Raw genomic sequence first — 23,178 nt, forward strand, 5'->3', positions numbered from 1 at the left:
AGCGCAATGAAATATATTTTCATTGCGCTCGTAGTTTGTCTCGATGCTATTCCATGCTCGCATCAATAAATCTAGACCTGTCGGCGGGATGATTACATCAAACGATCAGCGACTTCACAGTTGGACTTCGTGAATAGCTTCAATCACGTAATCCTGATCTTCCTCTGTCATCTGATGAAACAACGGAAGAATCATCCCGGTATCCGTGACAAGACTGGTTTGCGGTAAGCTGTCCTCCCAGGATGCAGAGCGATATGGCGCTTCTCGATGTATCGCCATGATTGCTCGTCTTGTGGAGATGTTTCTCTCCAGCAGACGCTGCATAATATGATCCCGTTGCGCCGCGGCTTCCCCAATCAAAAGAACCATGTAGGACTGATAATTGTGGCGGCAATTTTCGGGAACATACGGCACCCGTAGCCAGGAAAGATGCTCCAGTGCATTTGAATAACGTTGTGCCAGGGAGCGTCTCTTATCGAGCATGCTATCGAGCCGGCCGAGTTGCGCAATGCCCACCGCAGCCTGCATATCGGTCATACGGAAATTGAAACCTATCTCATCATAAGTCTCGATCGCAATCTGCTTGGCATTGTGCCGAGTTACGTCTGACATACTCATTGCATGCTGTCTCAATCGCCGTAGTCTCTCGGCGAGATCAGCGTCGCGCGTTGTTATCATGCCGCCTTCACCGGTAGTCATGATCTTCCGCGGATGAAAGCTAAAGCAGGCAATATCACCGACTGGCCTGCCAATCAATTGCCCATCGTATTCCGAACCGATCGCACAGGCCGCATCCTCAATGAGTTTTAGTCCATGCTTTGCGGCAACTAGATGCAGGGTATTTAATTCGGCTGAAAGCCCAATTTGATGAACAGCCAGAATGGCCTTGGTTCGCGTGGATATATGTGCCTCGACCGCGGCAGGATCCAGGTTATATGTAGACAGGTCGATATCGACAAAGACAGGTGTTGCGCCAATGCAGGCGATTGCGTTGGCTGTCGCAATGAAAGAGAGGCTTGGGCAAATAACCTCATCGCCGGGCCCGATCCCGCTGACAATCAGTGAGAGTTGCAGAGCTGTAGTGCAGGACGAAACAGCGATGGCATGTTCACAGCCAACGTACTCTGCAAACTTTGCCTCAAACTCAGCAACCCTCGGCCCCTGCGTAACCCAACCGGAGCGAAGCACATCAAGCACTCCTCGCTCCTCTTCTTCTCCTATGTAAGGACGAGCCACGGGAATCATTGCGGGAGCTGGCTTAAGCAGAGTTGTCATTTCACACCTCCAGCAACAACTGTCTCCTCGGACCGGATCTCCTTGTGCCATTCGATCAACGAACGCAAGCCGCTTTCCAAATCCACTCTTGCCTTGAAATCTAACAAAGCTTCCGCCTTGTCAACCGCAGCACGTCTGGCCTGTACGTTGTTTACATTGCGTGCCGGATGATATTCAGGCGATAAAGATGATCCATAAATCATCAACAGCATTCTGCTCAATTCTTCCAGCGTAGTCTGTACACCTGTGCCGACATTGAACACCTCATCTACAACGTCCGACATCAGGCCTGCAACGTTCGCTCTCGCCACGTCTTCTACATATACGAAGTCCATTGACTGCGATCCGTCGCCAAATATCTTCGGAGGTTTTCCAGCTTGTATTGCATCTATCCACCGAACCAGCACTTCAGTGTAGACACCATCCACATCCATCCTCGGTCCGTAGATATTGAAGTACCGGAAAGCCACATAAGGTAGACCATACATCTCGTAATAGGAGCGCAGCATCTGCTCATTCGCAATTTTTGCCGCACCATACAACGTTCGGTTGTTGAAAGGGTGACTCTCATCCATCGGGAGATAGACCGGATCACCGTACACCGAAGCCGAAGAGGCAGCAACAATCTTCTTAACCTTGTGCCGCACTGCACTCTCCAAAACATTCAACGTACCATTGACGAGCACCTCAATTCCCTCTCTTGGTGCTTCGGCGCAGCGTGTGATGCGCAGAGCCGCTTCATGGATGATGTAATCCACTCCATCAACGGCAGCATCAACCACATCCTGGTCACGTATATCACCTTCTATGATGGTCAGGTCGCCTTTACTTGCAGCTCGTTCGAGATTTCTTGCATTGCCACGGATGAAGTTATCGAGCACTCTAACTTCTGCGGCGCCTGCCTCAAAAAGCTGGTCGGCAGTCGTGCTGCCGACGAAACCCGCCCCGCCCGTAATCAGTATTTTCATACCCTTAATTGGGTTCATATTTTCTCCCCGCACTTGTTAATTCAATTCCAGCAGTTGCTCTGATATAGCCATCCGTTCCAAAAACAATTACCACTCACTTCCGATAGCGGATAACTCGCGCTGGCACTCCCGCTACTACGGAATAATCCGGCACATCTTCTGTAACAACCGCTCCAGCGCCCACTATTGAATGAGCCCCCACACGCACGCCAGGAAGAAGTGTCGCGTTTGTTCCAATATCTGCCCCATAGCCTACAACTACCTGTTCTATCTTGAGGCTGGTCGCAATAATAGGAACATCAATGGGCACACCTGTGTGCGCGGATCCAAGCACCTTCGCTCCCGGTCCCCATCCAACATAATCTTCGAGAATTAGATTCCGTGCATCGAAGTAGGAGTGTGGTCCAATCCACACGTGATTGCCGATGTGGCATGTTCCATCAAAACGCCCCTGAATCATCGTATGCGCGCCGATAAAGACCCCATCGCCCAACACCATTGTCTCGGGATGTTTGAGTATTACCTCTGGCTCAACTCGCAGCGCATGACCGGCCTGCTTGCACATCGCGCGAAAGATAATACGACGGAGTTTCGTCTCAAAGGAACCTTCATCTCCGCGGTATCTGGAGTAACTCGCTATTAACTCCGATGGAGTATAAGTTTCCTTCAGATGAGAGGCATACTGCCACTCCCACGCTGCATCGTCAATAACGTTAGTTACACCAAACACCGCCTGGACCAAACGCTCTTCCACTATGGTGTCTATTCCGCTCTCAAGCGACATTACAACTCTCCTGCAATTCAGCGACTACATGTTCGATTGCTTCGGGAGCTATTCCCGGATAGATAGGGAGAGACAAGATATGGTCCTTCACGCTCTCCGTTATCGGAAAATCGCCTTTTTTGTATCCGAGATGACGATATGCTTCCTGCAGATGTAACGGGGTCGGATAGTGCAGACCAGATTCCACTCCGGCATCTGCAAGTTGCTGTCTAAGTCCATCCCGATCTACCGCCTGAACAACATACAAGTGATATACATGACGACCATAATCCATCTCTGCTGGAATAGTGATGGGACTACCTGCGAGTAATCTCGCGTAGTGTCGAGCAGCCTGCCGCCGTTGGTTATTCCAGTGATCCAGATACTTCAATTTTACAGAGAGCAGGCCGCCCTGCAGTCCCTCCATACGCATGTTGTGTCCAGCAAATTCGTGCTCATACTTCTTGCGGGATCCATGATCGCGCCACATTCTTATTCGCTGCGCGAGCGCGGCATCATCGGTGGTCACTGCACCGCCCTCTCCACATGCACCCAGGTTTTTTCCAGGATAAAAACTAAAGCATCCTGCGACTCCCAATGACCCTGCTTTGCGCCCCTTATACTCTGCCCCATGAGCCTGACATGCATCTTCGACAACGGGGATTCCATGACGCTTCGCCACTGCAGAGATAGCATCCATATCTGCAACCTGTCCATAAATATGAACAGGTACGATTGCGCGAGTCCGGTGAGTGATGGCAGCTTCGATCTTATCCGCATCCATGCAAAATGAAATGGGATTGATATCGACAAATACCGGAGTAGCACCAACTGCGCTAATCGCTTCAGCCGTCGCTATAAACGTATGAGCAACGGTAATAACTTCGTCCCCAGGCCCAATTCCCAGGCCCGCTAATACAAGGTGGATCGCTGCCGTTCCGGTGTTAACGGCAACCGCATGTGCTGTCCCGCAATATGTGGCGAAGTCTTTTTCGAATTGTTCAACTTCTGGACCAAGGACAAACGAAGAGTTACTGAGAACCCGGGAGAATACCTCACGCAGCTCATCTTCGATTCCGCTATGTAGCAATTTCAAGTCGACAAAAGGAACCTTCATTTCGCCTCCAGCGTTCGCAAGCGTCTGGCGGGATTTCCTGCAACGACGGTGTACGGGGCTACATCACGCGTGACAACACTGCCGGCTCCCACCATCGCGCCCTGACCGATTGTGACTCCGCACAGAATCGTACAACTGGTCCCTATCGACGCACCCTTTTTTACCAGGGTTTTGACAACCTTCCAATCTGCTTCCGTCTGTAGTTGGCCACTGTTGCTGGTCGCGCGAGGATGCTTGTCGTTTATGAACGAAACATTATGTCCGATGAAGACATCGTCCTCAATGCATACACCTTCGCAAATGAAGGTATGGCTTGAGACTTTTACATTTGCACCGATGCTTACGTTCTTTTGTATCTCAACAAAGGTGCCTATCTTGCTGTTATTGCCAATGATGCATCCATACAGGTTTACGAACGGAAAGATACGCACGTTCTTACCTAATAAGACGTCTGGAGCAATACAACTAAAAGCAGGCGGTGTAAACTTTGGCATCCGAGGCTTCACCTGGCTCCGCTCTGTTTTCTTTCCGTGAATGATGGTAAAAGTATCGGCCATATCATGCAGCTCCTACGCAGATACGCGACTGATCCGATTCAAGCTCTATCAGTTTGCCGCGCTGCCTCATGGAAAGAGAAGCGCTCTCCAGTATGCGTACCACCTGCAGCCCTGCGTGGCCCGATGTGATCGGCGTAGCGCCAGTCTCAACACAATTTGCAAAGTGCTGTAGCTCTACCTTCAACGCCTCTGCAACCTCCAGTTGCGGTGCGAACATATCGCCTGACCGGTACCCTACCAATGCGTTATACAGCGAATCTGTTCCACTTGTTACAGTGATGCCCTTGTCATAGACTTTGACTTTCTCGCTGGGTTCCATATCGTCATATACGATCATTTGCTTACTACCGCCGATAAGCGTACGTCGCATTTTTACCGGGGATAGCCAGTTAACGTTGACATGCGCAATCAGGTTTTCTTCAAAGAACATAGTCAGATACGCCAGGTTCTCCGTGCCGCCTCTTACATGATTGATACCGGTAGCTGCCACAGCACATGGAGTAAATGGCAGGACATAATCCATAATCGCGAGATCGTGAACTGCTAAATCCCAGATCACATCCACGTCGCGTTGGAATAGTCCTAAATTGATGCGAGTTGAGTCGTAGTAGTAGATGTCTCCGAGTTTCCCCGACGCGACCAGGTCCTTAATTTTGCGAACTGCCCCGGTATACACAAACGTATGGTCGACCTGAAGAACCAGCTTTCGTCTTTCCGCCTCGTCGATAAGCCTGCGCGCCTGCTCTGACGTAGAAGTCATGGGCTTTTCTACCAGGACATGTTTGCCACTCTGCAATGCCTGCAAAGCAAGTTCGTAGTGCGCGTGAACCGGAGTCGCAATCGCAATTGCGTCTATCTCCGGATTGTCCAGTAAGTGCCGATAATCGGTCGTAACTTCCACCGAAGGATAACGACTATGCAGTAGTCTCAATCGCTCTTCGCGCATATCACTTACCGCGACGACATTCGTCTCGGATGCCTCAAACATACTGCGAACCAGATTCGGGCCCCAGTATCCATACCCAATCACGCCGATGTTGATCACTCGTTCCCCTCCCTGACATCCTGCTGTGTACCCAGTAAATTCACATACTTATGCAAATGCTTGCGTATTTGTTCAGATCTTTTCGCTGTTACAGATCAATTCCAACTCGCTTTTTCAGCGCATTCGATGGGCATATCCGTACATAGAATGCAGACACGCTCCGAAGAAGCATTTTGGGTTCCAAAGTTTCGTCACGTCAGCATTCGCATGCAGATTGACAGGCAGTGCGCCGAATTCAGAGAAATGGATATCGCGATAGGTTGGCAGCAGAAGAGGTAAGTCAGGGCTAAAAGTGCAGAGCAGTTCATAGTTCGCACAAACTTGCAGACTCGTCGGCGCTAGTGTTGCCCATCTCTATGTAGATGACTTTTCATACCTGTACGCGAACACCGTATTGACAGGCTTCTGGGACATCCGGCTACTCAGGAGCGCAAAAACGCCTATTTCCTTGAGCTTCGTAGATAAACTCCCGGTTTGGCTATCTACTTGCTGAATCTCGATCGAGTTCGATTTTCTTATGCGATTTCAAAATCAGATTCGGTATGTCATTTCGGTTGCATTCTGCCTCGCGCTGACCAACGCGTCCGCGCAGGACATCGCAACAGCCACGCCCGGTCCCCTGTCTAAACCGGCGGCAAATGCAAACACAGCCGCGAACATAACTTCGCCACCCGCGGTATCCCAGTTCATCCTGGGTGCGGCCGATATTATTCGCATCAATGTCTGGAAGAACACCGAGCTTTCGCAGACCGTAACCATCGGTCCCGATGGTTTTGTCTCGCTCCCTTTACTCGGAGACGTCCATGTCTCCGGCATGACCGCCAATGAACTTGGAGCTGTCATAGCATCGCGGCTAAGCAGCTTTATCGTCAGCCCGCAGGTGACAGTAAGTGTGGTGGATATCCATAGCAGGCAGGTCTACGTATTAGGCCAGGTCAACAAACCAGGGGGCTATCCGCTGATAGCGCCAATCACGGTTCTTCAATTGATCGCCCAGGCTGGAGGGTTGAATACCTACGCCAACCGCAAGGGCATAGTTATCCTTCGCGCGACCAAAGACAACGTGCAAAAAATTCCGTTCAACTACAACAACGTTATCCATGGAAACGCCAAACAGAATATTGACCTGCAGCCTGGGGACACAGTCGTCGTTCCGTAGCTCGAAGAGAAAGTGATGAAGATCATGAACGCGCCATGGCTAATCCGCATCGTTGTCGTACTTTGTGCGGGGCTGTGTGCAGTACGGATCCAGGCACAATCGGTGCCGGATACTTCACTCGATACTGCCCCATCTCAGTCACAGACCTCATCGGAAGTGACAGACCCCGGCCCTTCAAAATCACCCGATCAAGATCAGCGAAATCAGTTTGTTCCTGCATTAGATGGAACGGGATTGGTTTCAATGAGGACCAATCATAGATTCCGTTTTCTCGCGGGAGAAACGACCACCAGCGGATGGGATAGTAACCCGGAAAACCTTCCCAAAGGATCAGCCTCCGCTCTCTATACAGTGAGTCCTTACTTCAGCCTTCAGGCAAGCACGAACAAGACTCAATACCTGTTGCAATACGAGCCTACATTTAACTTCTATAGCGGCTACAGCGGCAACACGATGCAGGTAGCCTCTGCAAAAGTCCTCAGCAGTGCGAGTGATCGCTTGACATGGACGTTAGGATTATCCGGCAGCCATGGACAGGATTCTGCCCGTCTGTTAGCCCCAACGCAATCGATTCCAATCGGCAGTGTGCCAGGCACCGGACCAAACTCATCCTCCTACCTGCCAAATGCCGGCACCATCACAAACATCGATGGAAGCCTCGATCTTCACTATGATCTCTCCCCCAAAAACTTCCTCGGCTTCGACTTCGCGAATTCTTTTAGCTCCATGCCATCCTTGAACCAAAAGAATAGCGTCGCCACTACGAACTTGTTTTTCACACATGGCCTCTCGCCAACACTGGGGATCCTTGCATACCAGCAAACCTCGCAATACTACGGGACTCTGAGCTGCACAACATTTGGAGGCGGAGCCGGCATTCGATGGCAGCCTCTTCAGAGCACGATGCTTGTATTGAAGGGCGGACCACAGATCAATGCACCCATATGCAAGAGTCAACAGGGGTTTTCTTATAGTGTGTCCCTTGCGACCAAGCTATCTGGTAAATCACAATTTTATCTGTTAGCCGGTCGCCAGCCTGTCACTGGCTATCTGGGACCAGGCCTATGGGAAGACAGCTTCTCCGGAGGCTACCATCGGCAGATATCTTCCGCGAATGTCATAGTATTCGACGTAGGATTCGTAACCAGCAGCACACTGAAAAACGTCAGCTCTTATCGAGGAGTTTACTTCTCCTCATCCTTTACGCACACGCTGTCCCGAGGACTCTCAATCGCAAGCAGCTATCGAAGCTACGACGAAAGCTCTGGTGCTACCGGCTTCAACCGTAACATCCTTTTGCTTTCTCTCATATGGACACCGAATTCACGGCCACCGTCTCAATAATCTAACTCAATCACGTTCTGGAGAATGATGGATTACGATCAAGACAATTCGGGCGACCCATTAGCGTTGCTGACACAGTCCGTCCAGGTCCTCAAGAAATATGGACATGCTGTATTTCTGTCGTCGCTTCTGTTGTCGATTGCTGGGATCGCAGGTACATCCCTGATACCAAATGTTTATCGTGCAACCACCACCATCCTGGTTGATCCGCAAAAAATTCCTGAACGTTATGTTGCATCGACAGTCACATCCGATCCCGATGCACATCTGAGCACGCTGACTCAGCAGGTGCTGAGCGCATCCAGGTTGCAAGAGATCATTAACCAGGCGAAGCTCTATCCAGCGATGCGCAAAACAAAATCCCGCGAAGAGATCCTCGACTACATGCGGTCCAAAATCAAGATAGAACTCAAGCAAGGATCGGAACAGGGACTTAGCAGTTTCAGCATTTCATACGATGATGAAAACCGTCAGCTTGTTGCGCCCGTCGCCAATCAACTTGCAGCAAGCTTTATCGAATGGAACCTGAAAGCTCGTCAACAGCAAGCCCTCATCACCACTCAGTTTCTATCCAGTGAATTGGACAAGGCTCAAAAGAGTCTTGAAGAACAGGAAGCAGCCTTGCAGTCCTTTCGGTTGCAGCATTCTGGCGCAACGCCGGATCAACTCGATGGCAATCTGCAAGCCCTGTCCCGTCTCCAGGCCGAAGTCCAATCACATGAGGATGCAATCAGCCGCCTCGATGAAGAACGAATCCTGCTCTCTCAGCAAAATCCGAACGAAACACGTACTCCATCCACGCTTGGAGAGCGCGGACAATTGATGCTGGAGAAAAGCCGTCTGACGAACGAGTTATTGAATCTTAAACGACAGTTCACCGACAGCTATCCAGACGTCGTCACGGATAAAGCCCAGCTGGAAAGAGTGAATGCTCGCCTCGCTGCTCTGCCCGAACCCGTCGTGGGTTCAACAGAGATGTATGACTCCGCAACACAGTTGCGCCTCGGGATGCTCAGCAAGCAGATCGATAGACATCGACAACAGATTTTAGTGTTGCAACAACAGACTGCCGGGTATCAAAGTAAAGTTCAGTCCGTGCCTATTCTTGAAACCGAACTTGCCGAGCTGACACGCAACTATGAAACATCAAGGCAGAGCTATCAATCATTGCTCGATAAGACGCTGTCTGCTGGTATGTCTGAAGATTTAGAGCGAAAACAACAGGCCGAGCGCTTCACAGTTTTAGATCCCGCCAGCACTCCTGAAAAGCCCTACAAACCGAAGAGGTTGCCGATCATCGCCGGCGCTATTGTGTTGTCTGTTATCCTTTCCGTCGGTGCAACAGTAGGCATCAACTTACTCAAAGGTGCTGTGAAATCCGAGGCGGATTTGAACACCATGCTTCCTCCAAAGGTGCGCATCATCGGCACGATACCACCCATTGAGAGCTATGCGGACACGCAACGCACCAAGTTCAAATTCCTTCAAACTGCAGTTCTCTCCCTGATTGCATGTGGAGTACTTATCACCTTTCTGTTGAAGGTTCACACCATACTATGAGCATTCAATCTGAAGTAGACACATTCCTCGATCGTGACCAGACTGGAGCTCCATCCTCCGGATCCAGGCTAACTGCCCATTCCATTAGTCTCGAATACCGTAAAGATTCTCGTCTCGTATTCGTGACCGATCCGAATGGACTTGGAGTAGAGCGATACAGACTGCTGCGGCGACGGCTTTGCGCATCTAGTCCAACCGGCGGCATGTTGATGATAACAAGCCCCAGCTCTGGAGATGGCAAGACCCTCACCGCCGTTAACCTCGCATGGTGCCTGGCAGAAAGCGGACAACAAACATGCCTGGTTGATCTGGACTTTCGGGCTCCCGGTGTAGGCCGTACATTGGGTTATGAAAAATGGACAAGCGATGTAGTTGGAGTTCTCGCCGGGCAATGCACTGTCTCGCAAGCGCTCCATCAGATTGAGAACCATCGACTCCATGTACTCGGTATTAGACATGCGATCCTATCCCCCTCGCATCAACTCAGTCCCGCGGTCCTGAAACCAATGCTGAAAGAACTACGAGATCGATTTGAGTGGGTGATACTCGACATGCCGCCAACAATTCCCATGGCCGATGTTGCCGAGGTTCTTCCTCATGTCGACGGTGCGTTGATGATTGTGCGCTCCGCCAAAACAACGAAATCTATCGTCGGACCGACTCTTGAAATATTGGGAACAAAATTGTGGGGAGTAGTTCTCAATGACGCCACCATCAACGGCAGCGCCTATTACGGAAATTATGGATACGGCGCAAATCGCAATCGAAAACAGTAAGTTCGACCAGGAACTACACGCTACTGCAATTCCCTGCTCATGGTCATTGAATTGAGTTACCAGAAACATGCACCGTAGTTCGTGGCCTCATCTTTAACCAGGCAAGCATTTTCTTGAGCGGACGACCTAACATGACCGGCCGCGCGATCAATGCATGACCTACGTGGATGATGCTCAATAAATATTTTTTCTCATGCCAGTAAGCTCTTGCTGCCCACAGGTTTGAATCGGCTATGATCCAACTCTCCGCACGATCGCAACGCGCGGAACGCAGTATCTCGAACATATGAATAGCGGCTGAGTATTCGCCAGCTCGGTACATATTGCGAATCCACGTGAGATAGGATCTGGCCATTGTCGTATGCAGCGTCTTTTCGCTAACACCGCTTGCAATCAACGACGCAGGCGTGATTGCCTGGTTAAAGTCAAATGGCTCCGGACTCCCGCGTCTTCTCAGCATGGCCGAATTCAGTGCGGCGATTGCCCCGAGAACCTGTTTACCGCACTTGGTTGCAGATATCTGCGTAGGATGAATTCGGTACTTCAACAATACCTCTGGTAAATTCGCCAGATGAGATTGCTCTGCGATCCGTAGCCATAAATCAAAGTCCTCAGCATCCGTAATTTTTCTGTATCCGCCAACGGATACAAACGTAGACTTCCTCATAAGTACTGTCGGATGCCAGAGGACACTATGCTCAAGCAGTTCCCTCTGAATATCACTATTGTCCAGCGGAACAGTACTCTGATCTCTCGCTAACTTTCCCTTGGCATCAATGATCTCCACTACACCACCGACGACGCCGACCTCAGGATGGGCTTCCATAAAGTCGATCTGCAGGTGGAACCTTTCACGAATGGCAATATCATCGGCATCCATTCTCGCTATATATTTGCCTCGCGCCAATCCGCAACCAAGATTCAGTGATTCAATTAAGCCCCTATTCTCCTGCCGGTGAACGTACAGACGAGGATCGCTGCTCCGATACGATTCAATAATCGAGGACGATCCATCCGTAGATCCATCATCGATGATGATGAATTCAAAGTCTCGAAAGCTCTGTTCCAGAATACTTTCGATAGCTTCACGCAGGAATCGCTCTGCGTTGAAGACGCTCATCACCACCGAGATCGAGGGGCTACCCATAACTCCAACTCCTCTTGCATACCAGATATTCCCGTGCATCGACTAAGCTATGGTTCATACATGGAGGACAGCATAACCATGCTATGAGGCCGAGGGTGCCATGCGCAGCAATTCAAGCACCTTGCGGATAGGGCGTGGGATGCGATATAGCGGTACGAGATGAAGCAGTACACGTAGCGAATAAACGCCACTCGTGACCGCGATGAGTATGCCGAGTACCGATGCCCATAACAATGGGAGAACATAGAATTCAGAAAATACAATGGCAATGAGAACCGCGTATATAATCCCCGTTCTCTTGCTTTCAGCAGACCATCGAAAACCACTGAGTCGGAGCACAACCGCGTATATCATGAAGCCGTGAAAAACATACGATCCAAAGAATGCAATCCCTGCACCTTTGAGACCGAAATGATTCATACAGATCCACGCGAGACCAAGACTAAATACCGACCAGCTTAGCTCACAAGCAATAAGCAGCGCCTGCTTGGCCTTTGCCACAATAATGAATCCCATGGGCCAGGTGACAACCTGAAGAATAGCTCCCAGGCAAATCCAACGAAGAATTTCCACCGCTCCAATAAACTTCGAACTATAAAACAAACTGATAATCAGCGGAGCTACAGTCAGCGTAGCGATTACTCCAGGACCAGCTATCAACAATCCAACTTGAGCCTGCTCATTTACCAGGCGATTACAGGTAGCATGATCATGAATGCTGGTTGTAAGTCGAGGATAAAAATCTGCCCCCATCGCCTGCAAAATAAACCCTACATAAAGTCCACCAAGTGTCCACGCAGATTGATACAGCCCAGTAGCCTCAACACCGAATTTGCGAAGAATCGTAATTCGAATAGCGTATGCAACCCCCATGGTCAAAAGGCCGCTGATCATAAAAGCAAATCCAAGCTTCAAGAGAGCGGAGGATTCACGAAGCACGTCAGAAACCGCTATAGCAGGAACCTGGATTTTGATCCTTCTGCTATACCACCATGAAACAAGAGTCGTCATCACCGCAATAGCGACCAGCGCAGGGACTATGCCTTTTTCGCGAAGATAATACACCATCGTGATGCTGATAATTGTTGCAAGAAATGCGCCCAAAACTCCCATCTTGGCGAGATCCACAATGCGCCTCATGCCTTGAATCAACGTACCTTGCCCCGCTGAGACGAGACTGAAAAATACCCCGATCGATAGGACCGATATCGCCGTGGCATTTTGATAAGTTCCAAAAGTTACGTTGGATATCTGGCGAGAAAACAACACCAGGATGACAGCACCCACAAGACCTAATAGAAGAGATATTCGCCGCAGGACTACAGTCGTTTGCGCAATACGCCGCGCATCATTTGAACCATTTGCCTCGGCTATCTGGCGAACGCCACTGCTATTGATTCCCATCCCTGCAAGCGTCTGAGTCAGCGTCGAAATAGATCCATAGAGCCCAAACAATCCAAACCCCGCAGGGCCCAGCAATACCGCCATCATCTTAGTGCGAATCATGCCAATTCCGATGTTCAGCAATGACGATCCGCCAACCAATGCAGACGATTTTAAAATCTGTCCATACGTTCCCTTCGACGCAGTATCACTCTCTACCTCTTGGGGTAGCGACAACGTCGATGGAATTGAGGCCTCTTTAGCGCAAGATGCTGATGACATATAGTAGGAGTCACATTCAAGTGGAGCATGTTGCAACGGTTAGAGTTTCCATAAATGTTTCGCGATGACGGTTCTCAAACTGGCATACCAGCAACATCAGATGACACTCGAATCAATCTGCCAATTCTCGAACGAAAACACATCATGCGTCTCTGAACATGTCTTCATGTGTTTCTACAGTTGACTGCTGTTGTTTCTGAATTACATGTGCAATTCAAATGCCAATCGATGGCGCTACATTGCTGATTCCGATGCGCAGTTTACTCGCTCGAAACCCTTTGTCCCATCGCCGCGATAGCTCAAACTGTGCAATACCCTGCACACATGCTCACAACCTATTTCACATTTTGATCTCAGATAATCTTCGGCTTAATTTGGCGGTCGTAAAAGATCCATAGACTCAGTCTCTGAACCAGGGTGAAACTTCGCGCAGCAGGGACACGTCAATCATAAGTTGAGCTCTTTATATCAATACACTTCCTCAGAATGTGGCGGCCTTTAATCGTCAGAAACGTCAGCATCCAGGGCTGTTACAAGCCATTTTCATCAATTGATAATAGGACTGTTGTATCAAAAGAATACCTATGAAGACGAGACGGGATTTCCTCAAACTTGCAGCAATGTTGTCTGGCGCCGCCGGAACGTCAGGACTCATTCCGGAGTCCATCAAACGCGCATATGCGATCGAACCCGCCCATGGATCTACCTATCTGGATGCGGAACACATCGTCATCCTGATGCAGGAGAATAGATCCTTTGATCACTCGCTTGGATCTCTTCAAGGTGTGCGCGGATTCAACGACCCGCGCGCAATTCGTCTGGGCAATGGCAACTCCGTGTTTGTGCAGACCGATGCTGCCGGCAACTCCTATGCGCCCTGGCGTCTCGATATCAAGGACACTCGAATCACATGGATGGGATCAGTCCCACACTCCAGAAACAGCCAGGTAGACGCCTGGAATGACGGTCGCCATGATGGATGGATTGACGCTAAGCGATCCCACGTTCCCGGCTATGGCGATATCCCGCTTACCATGGGACACTACACGCGAGAAGACATTCCGTTCTACTATGCGTTAGCTGATGCCTTTACCGTATGTGATCAAAACTACTGTTCTGTGATGACAAGCACCACACCAAATCGCAGTTGCTTCTGGACAGGTACTGTACGAGACGAACAACGCGCCGACTCCAAAGTCTTTATGCGAAATGATGAGTTGGAACGCGGTGGCATGACATGGAAGACATTTCCGGAGCGGCTGCATGAAGCCGGAGTCAGTTGGAAGTTCTACCAGAACGAGCTGACCCATTCCGGTGGCCTCACAGATGAAGAGCATGTCTGGCTGTCAAACTTCGGCTGCAATCTACTCGAAAACTTCTCTGCTTATAACGTAGAGGCATATCCTGGTGCGGTCTCTGGAATGCAGGAGCGCTTGAATGCAATGACGCATCAAGTGCAGGAGATGGAACATCGGTTGTCAACCGAACAAAATGCACAGTCGGTAGCAGTTCTTCACACCAGGCTGCAACATGCCCAGGAGCGAATCGAGCGGCTAAAGGCAGGACTGGAGAACAGCGGCGAAGCACGGTATCAAAAAATGAATAAGTCTGAACGCGCACTGCATGATGCTGCATTTACGACAAATTCAGGCGACCCACACTATAGGAGCCTCGAAGAAATCTCCTTTGAAGATCAGAGCAAGCAGCAGCAGATGATGGTTCCTAAAGGTGACGTCCTCTATCAATTCCGCAAGGATGTGAATGAAGGTACATTGCCTACTGTCTCGTGGCTCAGTGGTCCTGAGAAGTTCTCCGACCATCCCACATCGCCCTGGTATGGCGCGTGGTATGTCTCTGAGATCGTCGACATTCTAACCAAGAATCCCGAGGTATGGAAGAAGACAATCTTCATCCTCACCTATGACGAAAATGATGGATACTTCGATCATGCGCCATCATTCGTTGCCGCTGACCCCAAGCGTCCTGAAACCGGACGAGCATCTGAAGGGATCGACACCGGGCTCGAATATACCTATGCAAAGGACGAGTTAGATCAAGGCGTTTCAGAGCAGGATGCTCGTTCCGGCCCCATCGGCATGGGCTTTCGTGTACCCATGATCATTGCATCTCCCTGGACGCGCGGCGGATGGGTTAACTCGCAGCTCTTCGATCACACATCGACATTAATGTTTCTCGAAAACTTTATCGAGAATAAGTACGGCAACACTGTAAAAGAAGAGAACATCAGTGCATGGCGCCGTTCGATCTCCGGCAATCTAATCTCATCTTTCCGCCCTCATAATGAGCAGGCAGGAAGTATCAAATTCCTCAACCGGGACCAGTTCGTCATCGGCATTCAAAAAGCTCGCTATAAGGAGATTCCCTCCAACTACAAAAAACTCAGTGCTGCAGAAATTGAAACGATCAATAAAAATGGTAGTTCGGATCTCACTTCCCGACAGGAAAAAGGAGTTAGACCCGCCTGCGCTCTTCCCTATGAACTGTACGCAGATGGTCTCGCTTCTCCTGATGGCACGAAGTTTCAGCTACGCATGACAGCAGGAAACCTGGTACATGGAAGCCGCTCGGCAGGCGCGCCATTCAACGTATATCTACGTCATAGCGCTACAGAGATGGCTGTTGCAACCTATGCGGTAAAGCCGGGTGACACCATCACTGAAGAGTTTGCTCTCTCTGCTTTCCCCCAGGGCCGCTATCTTATCGACGTGCACGGGCCAAACGGTTTTCATCGTTCCTTCGCTGGCGAGCCTGCGACGCAACAACTACAAATCAAAACCGCCTACGAAAAGAAGAATGGCAGACTCACAGGAAACATAGAAGTGCTTCTACAGAATCAAAGCGACAAACCACTCGGTATAACGCTGGCGGACCTAAGCTATAAAGCGGATGCTGTTCGCAAAACAATTACCGCAAGGCACCAAGAGTCAATTATTCTTCCCCTGAAACGAAGCCACAACTGGTACGACTTTACAGTAAAAGTCGAAGGTCTTCCCGGCGAGGTTCGCTATGCAGGCCGCGTGGAAACAGGCCTCTCCAGTTTCACCGATCCACTCATGGGTGATGTTGTATAACTGCAACATCCAATGCAAAAGATTTAAATGGTAAGTAAGTTCTTCGTCAATTAAACGATCTACTGTAGTGAGGAGATATGGTCATCGATGACCGTGTCTCCTCATTGGATTTGCCTTATTAGGATGCAACCTGCCAAGCTGCTTGTATCTGCATATGAGGAGCCCGATATGGCGACAGTAAAGCTTTGGACAGACGAGCAGGCCGCAAGAGATCCTCGTGTGAACGCGGTCTTTGAGGACATTCGTTCGACACGTAAATCCGATTTCATAAATAATTTCTGGAGAGCTCTAGCCAATCAACCAGCGTTACTGGAGAGGACTTGGTCAAGCGTCAAGCAAGTCATGATTGAACCAGGAGTGCTTGATCCGCTCACGAGGGAGCTAATCTACATTGCGATATCTACTGCAAACAGTTGCAGCTATTGCATACACTCTCATACCGCTTCGGCCCGGGCAAAAGGTCTCAGCAGCGAACAACATGCAGAGCTGCTCTCTATAATCGGAATGGCCGCCGAGACAAATGCACTGGCGACGGCCCTCCAGATTCCTGTCGATCCTGAATTCTTAATCGAATAAAACAACATCCACTAACGATCAATGATGAGTACATACTTTCAAGCATCAATAGATCTAAAGCAATCAACTTGGGCCGTATAAATCTCATCTGCAATATCGTTCAAGTTTATTGTGTGCCTGCCTGTGGCTTAGGACCAAGCTTGAATGTCAGCGTTGCGCCGCCCAGGATATCGGCATGTGATATTTCAAACTTCGAGTACAGACGACCATTCAATCGAGTGGTTTGTATGTACCGGTTTGAGGTCGATGCATGCTTAGCCCGAATAGTGAATGCCTTCCCATCCGACTGATGGATCACGACACGATCGAAGATCGGGCTACTGAGGGCATACACAGGTTTACCCGGACATACCGGATAAAAACCCATTGCGCTTAACACGTACCATGCAGACATCTGCCCCGCATCATCATTGCCAGGGAGACCACTCGGTCCAAGGTGATACTGGTTTTCCAATATCTCTCGCACATGGTTCTGAGTCTTCCATGGAGCGCCAGAGTAGTCATAGAGATATGCAATGTGATGGCTCGGCTCGTTACCCTGGTTATAAAGCTTCGCGCCGAAGAGGCCATCTAACTTCGCGTTGAATGCTTCGCTCCCACCGACAGCCTTGATTAAACCGGGAATGTTTTGCGGAACAAAAAAGGTGTACTGCCACGGCACTCCTTCAGTTATGTAGTTATATTGATGATCGGGCTGAAAAGGCTCCGACCATCTGCCATCTTCGTGTCGTCCGCGAACAAACCCAATCGTCGAGTCAAAAACATTCCTCCAGTTTTCACCGCGTACACGAAGCTGTTTTGCCTCTGCATCATGGCCCATTGATTCAGCGAAATCCGCCGCCAGAGAATCGTCATAGGCGTATTCAAGCGTCCGCGAAACCTGCTCTTGATGGTGATAGGCATCGGAAACCTTGTCTTCAAGAGGAATAAAACCATAACGAAGATAGGATTGAAGTCCTCGCCTGCCCCTGCCATCTTTATATGCCTCCAACGGCGGTGTGATCTGCGCGCTCTGCAGTATGAGTCGATATGCATTGTCGATATCAAAGCCTCGTAACCCTTTGGCATAAGCGTCAACAATAAGAGAAACAGCGTGATCGCCTATCATTTCCTGAGTGTAGTTATTCCATGCAGGAAAGATCGGCAAGTATCCTCCCTGCTCTCCTTTGTCGATGAGCGATTGCACCATCTGCTCTTCTCTGCGTGGATCAAGGATCGTCAGCAGCGGATGCAGGGCGCGGAACGTATCCCAAAGTGAATAATCGTCGTAGTACACGCCAGAGCCTGCGTTGTGTAACTTGCCCTCTTGTCCGAATCCTGCATACGTTCCATCCGCATCACTGACGATATGAGGTGCAAGCGAGGCATGATAAAGCGCTGTATAAAATATTCGTTGCTGATCGGTCGAGCCACCTTTGACCTGAATGCGATCGAGTAGTGTCCTCCACTCTTTTTCTGCCGATCGTTGAACCCTCTCGAAGTCCCATCCTTGATTCTCTGCATCAAGATTCTTCCGAGCCTCTTCAAGGCTTGTGAAGGATGTTCCCACCTTCACCAACAGAGCGCCGCCCTTCCAGTCAGGAAAAGTTATATATGCTCCAAAGCGTTTGCAGCCAACCTTTTGCTCCGATTGCATCTTGCTAACTTCAGAGTCACACCAGACTCCGTACTCCGCAAAAGGTCGTTGCAGTCGTGCGACGAAATAGCCGCTGAATCCGGCCGATTTACCATTTCCCTGATAGAGACGATGCACCGGATTGTATCCAACGATTTCGTTCGAATCTCTCCGAATTTGTATGTAGCCCTCCCCCGGTTTCACATTCGGTTCAACCAGGAGATTTGCTTTCGCTCCTTTTGGAAAGCTGATACGCAACATGCCGGATCGAGTTGTGCCAGTCATCTCAACTCGCGTCTTATAGTCATCGAGAATCGCAGAGTAATAGGCAGGTGACTCCACTTCGCTTTCATGCCGATACGAAGAAGACCTAAGTTCAGGCGTGACGCGGACGTCGCCAACAGTCGGCATAAGCGTGACACTGCCATAGTCCTGCGTGCAACTACCGCTGATCCAATGGCTGCCGCGAAATCCTGTAATCCGACTGTCCTTGTAGTAATAAGGGGAGATGCAGTGAGCTTCTATCGGTCGCGTCTCCGGAGTCCAACCCGTCATGCCAAAAGGAAAACCCACTACAGGAATCGTCTGTCCATCATTTGCCGTTCCCACGCTTGGGTCGACGAGCCGATATGGCGTAGTTGAGAAGGCAACGAGAGGCATCGCCAGCAAAGCACCGAAGAGAATAAAGCATCCTATAACGCCGCGTGAGACAAGAGACCGAATGTGCAACTGTAAAGACCTTTCGACTCGAAGCTGTAACGAGTAGGTTATTGAATATTTCGCGTTAGATTACCTGTTCAGAATTCTCGAAAGGCTGCCGCTGAATAAGATCAGAGGCAGCCTTCCGTAGGCCATGTTTAGAATGCCAGCTTGAGTGCGAACTGCAGTATCCTTGGAAAGTTTTGCTGATTCAATGTTACGGTGCCGAACCCCGTATAACCACCATTTGCCTGTTCGACTGGAGGCCCATCGGCAGGATTGGAATCCGGTCCTGGGAACAGAACACTGTTGGTCAGGTTGAAGGCATCCGCACGAATAGTCAGATGATACTTATCCGTGAAAGCGATGCTCTTTTGCAGCGTCGCATCCAGATTCGGAGTCGTAGGTTGACGCAACGAAGAAAGCCGATCTGGAAGGTTCTTCAGCGCATATTCAGGGATTGCGGTGAAGCATCCAAGCTTAGTCCCGTTGCTGTAGTCGTTATAGATGTAGTGACTCAAAGAAGCGCCACCCTGCGGCGTGAAACTGTGATCGCAATTGTAGTAGTAGTTCGTATTCAAAGACACAGGGAAGCCTGTCTGCATGGAGAGAATAGAACTGAACTGCCACCTGTTGATGACGGCGCCAACTACTCTTCCAGGATTACTGAGGAAGCGCTGCCCTCTTCCGACTGGAAGACTCCATTGATCCGATAGCGTGAAGATATGCGTTCGATCAAAGGATGATATCTCGTACTTGAGGTTAGCATCCTGGTACGGATATGAGTTCTGAAAGCCGCCTGCAGTCATGGTCTTTGAATAAGTATAGGCAAGCTGGAAGCTAAGAGCATCCGGGCCGCCAAGACGTTTGTTCAGCTTTACCTCAAGCGCGTTGTAAAGATTGCGGCCAAGTGGAGCAGCATCCCATGATACCTGCCCGAACGCAGAGTAAGGCAACATGAGCGTAAGAGCTTTAATGGTCGGTGAGGAACCAATCGACGATGTGATAGGAAGCACACCGTAATAGGGGTTAGGTACCTGACGATCGAAGATATTTGGATTAGCTATGCCTGCCTGAAGCGCAGTAGCTGATAGTGAGTTGAGAGTCGTCCCGACACGCTGATGATAAGCGAAGTTACCCGAGTACCGCACATCGAGTGTCATGCTATCCGGCAACTCTCGTTGCACGCCGAATGATGTGATATCTGCGTAAGGAATTTTACGTTGAGGAAAATCCAACGACTGCGAGTTACCGATTGCAGTCAACAGGCCGCCTGCTGCGCCAAGCGGTTGCTGGGCGCCATTCGGAAACGGTGTACCTGTTGCAAAATAATTGGTCGGCATAATGTTCCCGTTGAGCGATGCGTTATAACTCGTCGTTTCTGACGATCCTGAGAAGGTTCCGTTTTCAAGGCCAATCGAATACATCAAGCCATAACCACCTCGAACCACCGTCTTGGAGTTGATCTGATAAGCGAAGCCTATACGCGGAGCTATATTCCCAAAGTCCGTGTTATAGGCATCACTAGGCTGCCCATTCGCTCCCGCAAACTGAATACCACCGTAAACCGTGGACAAGCTCGACGGATTGATTCCGGCTGCAGAAAGAGCACCCGATGCTGCTGCAAGATTCGCCTGATATGTCGGGTTAGTCGTGGTCGGATTAACGCAGGTGAGACACATTCCGCGATTCAAACCATTCTGACGAGAACGAGCACCGACGTTTACGTCATAACGAAGGCCCAGGTTAAGCGACAGTTTCTTGGTTGCTTTCCAATCGTCCTGTACGTAGATAGCCCATGTTGGAAAGTAGACGAAATCGTTGGCATTCCAATCTACTCCGCCGCTTTGTGGAGTACCGAGGAGCATATCCGCAATCGGAAAACCATCAAGACCATTGCGAGTCAGCGGGTTCTGTTGCGTGGCAAATGTTCCAAAGGAGAAGTCTCCGTTAGCATGCCCAGCCTGCCCAGGCGTGCCATGCTGCAGCATGTGATATTCGCCACCGAAGTGAAATGCCTGCGTATTCAATTCCTTAGTTAGATCGCCATTGAAGGAAATATCGTTGTAAACACCCGATGTCAAAACGTTACCCACAACTTGAGGATAGAACTGAGAAGTTGTGAACTCAGGCAGTTGCTTGAGGTTCGTCGTAGGAAGACTTGGCATGTTCAGCCCAATCGTCGCTGGATCGACAGGATGAGACAAATCTCCATCAGGAGAAAAGAGCGCATATCTCGCAAAGGATGCTTTCAAATCAAGCATCAACGTCGGTGAGAAGGTGTGCGTCATATCCTGCGATGCGGTCATCGTCTGATGCCTGACATTGATATTGCCATTCATTGCAGGCGACGGAAAACCACTGCTGTTGCGATACTCACTCCCGCTCTGATAAGCAAACAAGCTATACCAGCGCGTTCTATCCGAGGTGTTGTAGTCAACGCGTCCCATCTCCTGGTCATAGGCATACTGATCCGGAGTGTTAGCAATGAAATTGTTCTGAATTGAAGTTGTGTTGATGTTCGGAAGGGGATACAAATTCAAAACAGCCGCGCCAATAGAGTTAATTCGATTACCCGGGATTGTGTCATTCGGAAAAGGATCGCGAATATAAGTTCCGCTGCAATTCCCAATCATGCCGCCTGCAACCGAGCAACGAGTCGTGGCGGGGTCATACACGGTGTAACCGGTAGATGTGAAATTAACATCGCCCCCGTTCGACGGGTGAAGCTCTGCCGTCGGTACGCTGGTGAGTGTCGTGAATGCGATCGACTCGCGGAATCCTTCATAGCTTCCAAAGAAGAAGACCTTGTTATGAATGATCGGTCCACCGACCGTTGCGCCAAATTGATTTTGATGCATGCCTTCGCGTGGCATGCCGGCGCGATTGTTCTCGAAGTTATTGGCGTTGAAGTCGCCATTTTCAAGATAGTTATACAGCGTTCCGTGCAACGCGTTTGTGCCGGACTTCACTACCATGTTCACCGTTCCGCCCCCGGTGCGCCCATAACGCGCATCGTAAGTGGATGTCATCACATTCACTTCCTGAAGAGCATCCACGTTCGGGGCCAGCTCCCAACTTCCCTTGCCGCCGGTGCTCTGCTCTGTAATGTTGGTGCCGTTCAGTGTGAACTGCTGGTAGCCCTGGGCTCCGCCGCCAACGATGTATGCATTCGTGACATCCCAACCACGCGTACCGGAATTGCCCGATGCTCCGAAGGATGTCGTCGTGAACTGAGATCCAGGAGTCGTGCCAAGCAGCATATAAACCTGTCGGCCATTCAGCGGAGCACTCTCCAACTCACGTTGAGAAATGACCGTTCCCCCTGAACCGCTCGCCATATCGAGCAGCGGAAGCGCGTCTGTCACAACTACATTTTCGGAAATGCTACCGACCTGAAGTTTAAAATTCACACTCCGATATTCTGTAGCCTGAACCAGAACGCTATCCTGCACACCGGTTTTAAAACCATTTACAGTGGCGCTCACCGTATACGTCCCGGGAAGAACATAGGGAACGTAATAGACTCCCTCTTTCGAGGTCGTGGCCGTATACATCTGTTGAGTTTCATTGTTGACCGCCGTGACCGTCGCCTTGACTAAAACTCTGTCAGCCGAATCGCTCACTCTTCCAGTCAGAGTCGCACGGAACTCCTGTGCGTTGGCCGACGACCAGACAAGCAGGAGGCCAAGAACCAGAAGCACACTTCGAACCGCTCCGGAAATCGAATTGGTAGATCGTTTATTTCGCATCATCACCCTCAAAATCGAAACATAGAAGACCGTTACCACCCGCGTGGGGACGTTTCCCTTCCCTTCGC

General features: G+C 50.0%; 16 protein-coding genes. 6 read left to right on the plus strand and 10 right to left on the minus strand.

The features are described from left to right. Positions 1 to 114: 114 nt before the first annotated feature. The 6 genes from OHL19_RS11945 to OHL19_RS11970 all read right to left on the minus strand — a co-directional run bounded on the left by OHL19_RS11945 (position 115) and on the right by OHL19_RS11970 (position 5,725). Positions 115 to 1,275, minus strand: coding sequence for a DegT/DnrJ/EryC1/StrS family aminotransferase (locus OHL19_RS11945; RefSeq protein ID WP_263357925.1), 1,161 nt, complete (start codon positions 1,273 to 1,275; stop codon positions 115 to 117). Continuing rightward, complete coding sequence (locus OHL19_RS11950; RefSeq protein WP_263357926.1) at positions 1,272 to 2,261, minus strand: NAD-dependent epimerase/dehydratase family protein; 990 nt, start codon at positions 2,259 to 2,261, stop codon at positions 1,272 to 1,274. Before OHL19_RS11950 ends, OHL19_RS11945 begins: the two co-directional genes overlap by 4 nt. Before the next feature lie 76 nt (positions 2,262 to 2,337). Continuing rightward, positions 2,338 to 3,027 (minus strand): acyltransferase, encoded by a 690-nt coding sequence (locus OHL19_RS11955; RefSeq protein ID WP_263357927.1) that lies wholly within the window; start codon positions 3,025 to 3,027, stop codon positions 2,338 to 2,340. Next, entirely contained in the window at positions 3,017 to 4,123 is a 1,107-nt protein-coding gene (locus tag OHL19_RS11960; protein WP_263357928.1) for a DegT/DnrJ/EryC1/StrS family aminotransferase, read from the minus strand. Before OHL19_RS11960 ends, OHL19_RS11955 begins: the two co-directional genes overlap by 11 nt. After that, positions 4,120 to 4,680, minus strand: coding sequence for an acyltransferase (locus OHL19_RS11965; RefSeq protein ID WP_317890569.1), 561 nt, complete (start codon positions 4,678 to 4,680; stop codon positions 4,120 to 4,122). The genes OHL19_RS11960 and OHL19_RS11965 overlap by 4 nt, the downstream gene beginning before the upstream one ends. Position 4,681: 1 nt before the next feature. Then, positions 4,682 to 5,725, minus strand: coding sequence for a Gfo/Idh/MocA family protein (locus OHL19_RS11970; protein ID WP_263357929.1), 1,044 nt, complete (start codon positions 5,723 to 5,725; stop codon positions 4,682 to 4,684). Between the two features lie 517 nt (positions 5,726 to 6,242). Between OHL19_RS11970 and OHL19_RS11975 the strand changes: the two genes are divergently transcribed. The 4 genes from OHL19_RS11975 to OHL19_RS11990 are packed head-to-tail and all read left to right on the plus strand — an operon-like array spanning position 6,243 to position 10,564. Then, positions 6,243 to 6,884, plus strand: a complete 642-nt coding sequence (locus OHL19_RS11975; RefSeq protein WP_263357930.1) for a polysaccharide biosynthesis/export family protein — start codon at positions 6,243 to 6,245, stop codon at positions 6,882 to 6,884. A 15-nt stretch (positions 6,885 to 6,899) separates the two neighbouring features. Next, positions 6,900 to 8,228, plus strand: a complete 1,329-nt coding sequence (locus tag OHL19_RS11980) for a hypothetical protein (RefSeq protein ID WP_263357931.1) — start codon at positions 6,900 to 6,902, stop codon at positions 8,226 to 8,228. Between the two features lie 24 nt (positions 8,229 to 8,252). Then, a complete protein-coding gene (locus OHL19_RS11985) occupies positions 8,253 to 9,788 on the plus strand; it encodes a GumC family protein (RefSeq protein ID WP_263357932.1) in 1,536 nt (511 codons plus the stop codon). Next, entirely contained in the window at positions 9,785 to 10,564 is a 780-nt protein-coding gene (locus OHL19_RS11990; RefSeq protein WP_263357933.1) for a tyrosine-protein kinase family protein, read from the plus strand. Before OHL19_RS11985 ends, OHL19_RS11990 begins: the two co-directional genes overlap by 4 nt. Before the next feature lie 43 nt (positions 10,565 to 10,607). Here OHL19_RS11990 and OHL19_RS11995 read toward each other — a convergent pair whose 3' ends face one another. Continuing rightward, positions 10,608 to 11,711, minus strand: coding sequence for a glycosyltransferase (locus OHL19_RS11995; RefSeq protein WP_263357934.1), 1,104 nt, complete (start codon positions 11,709 to 11,711; stop codon positions 10,608 to 10,610). Positions 11,712 to 11,792: 81 nt separating this feature from the next. Further along, a complete protein-coding gene (locus OHL19_RS12000; RefSeq protein ID WP_263357935.1) occupies positions 11,793 to 13,376 on the minus strand; it encodes an O-antigen translocase in 1,584 nt (527 codons plus the stop codon). Positions 13,377 to 13,960: 584 nt separating this feature from the next. Here OHL19_RS12000 and OHL19_RS12005 point away from each other — a divergent pair. Continuing rightward, entirely contained in the window at positions 13,961 to 16,468 is a 2,508-nt protein-coding gene (locus OHL19_RS12005; protein WP_263357936.1) for a phosphocholine-specific phospholipase C, read from the plus strand. Between the two features lie 87 nt (positions 16,469 to 16,555). Beyond that, positions 16,556 to 17,044, plus strand: a complete 489-nt coding sequence (locus OHL19_RS12010) for a carboxymuconolactone decarboxylase family protein (RefSeq protein WP_263357937.1) — start codon at positions 16,556 to 16,558, stop codon at positions 17,042 to 17,044. 106 nt (positions 17,045 to 17,150) lie between these two features. Here the strand turns inward: OHL19_RS12010 and OHL19_RS12015 are convergent, their stop codons facing one another. Then, entirely contained in the window at positions 17,151 to 19,319 is a 2,169-nt protein-coding gene (locus OHL19_RS12015; RefSeq protein ID WP_263357938.1) for a GH92 family glycosyl hydrolase, read from the minus strand. Positions 19,320 to 19,516: 197 nt separating this feature from the next. Then, complete coding sequence (locus OHL19_RS12020; protein ID WP_263357939.1) at positions 19,517 to 23,062, minus strand: carboxypeptidase-like regulatory domain-containing protein; 3,546 nt, start codon at positions 23,060 to 23,062, stop codon at positions 19,517 to 19,519. Positions 23,063 to 23,178 lie beyond the last annotated feature (116 nt).

The sequence above is a fragment of the Acidicapsa ligni genome, assembly GCF_025685655.1.
Classification (GTDB): domain Bacteria; phylum Acidobacteriota; class Terriglobia; order Terriglobales; family Acidobacteriaceae; genus Acidicapsa; species Acidicapsa ligni.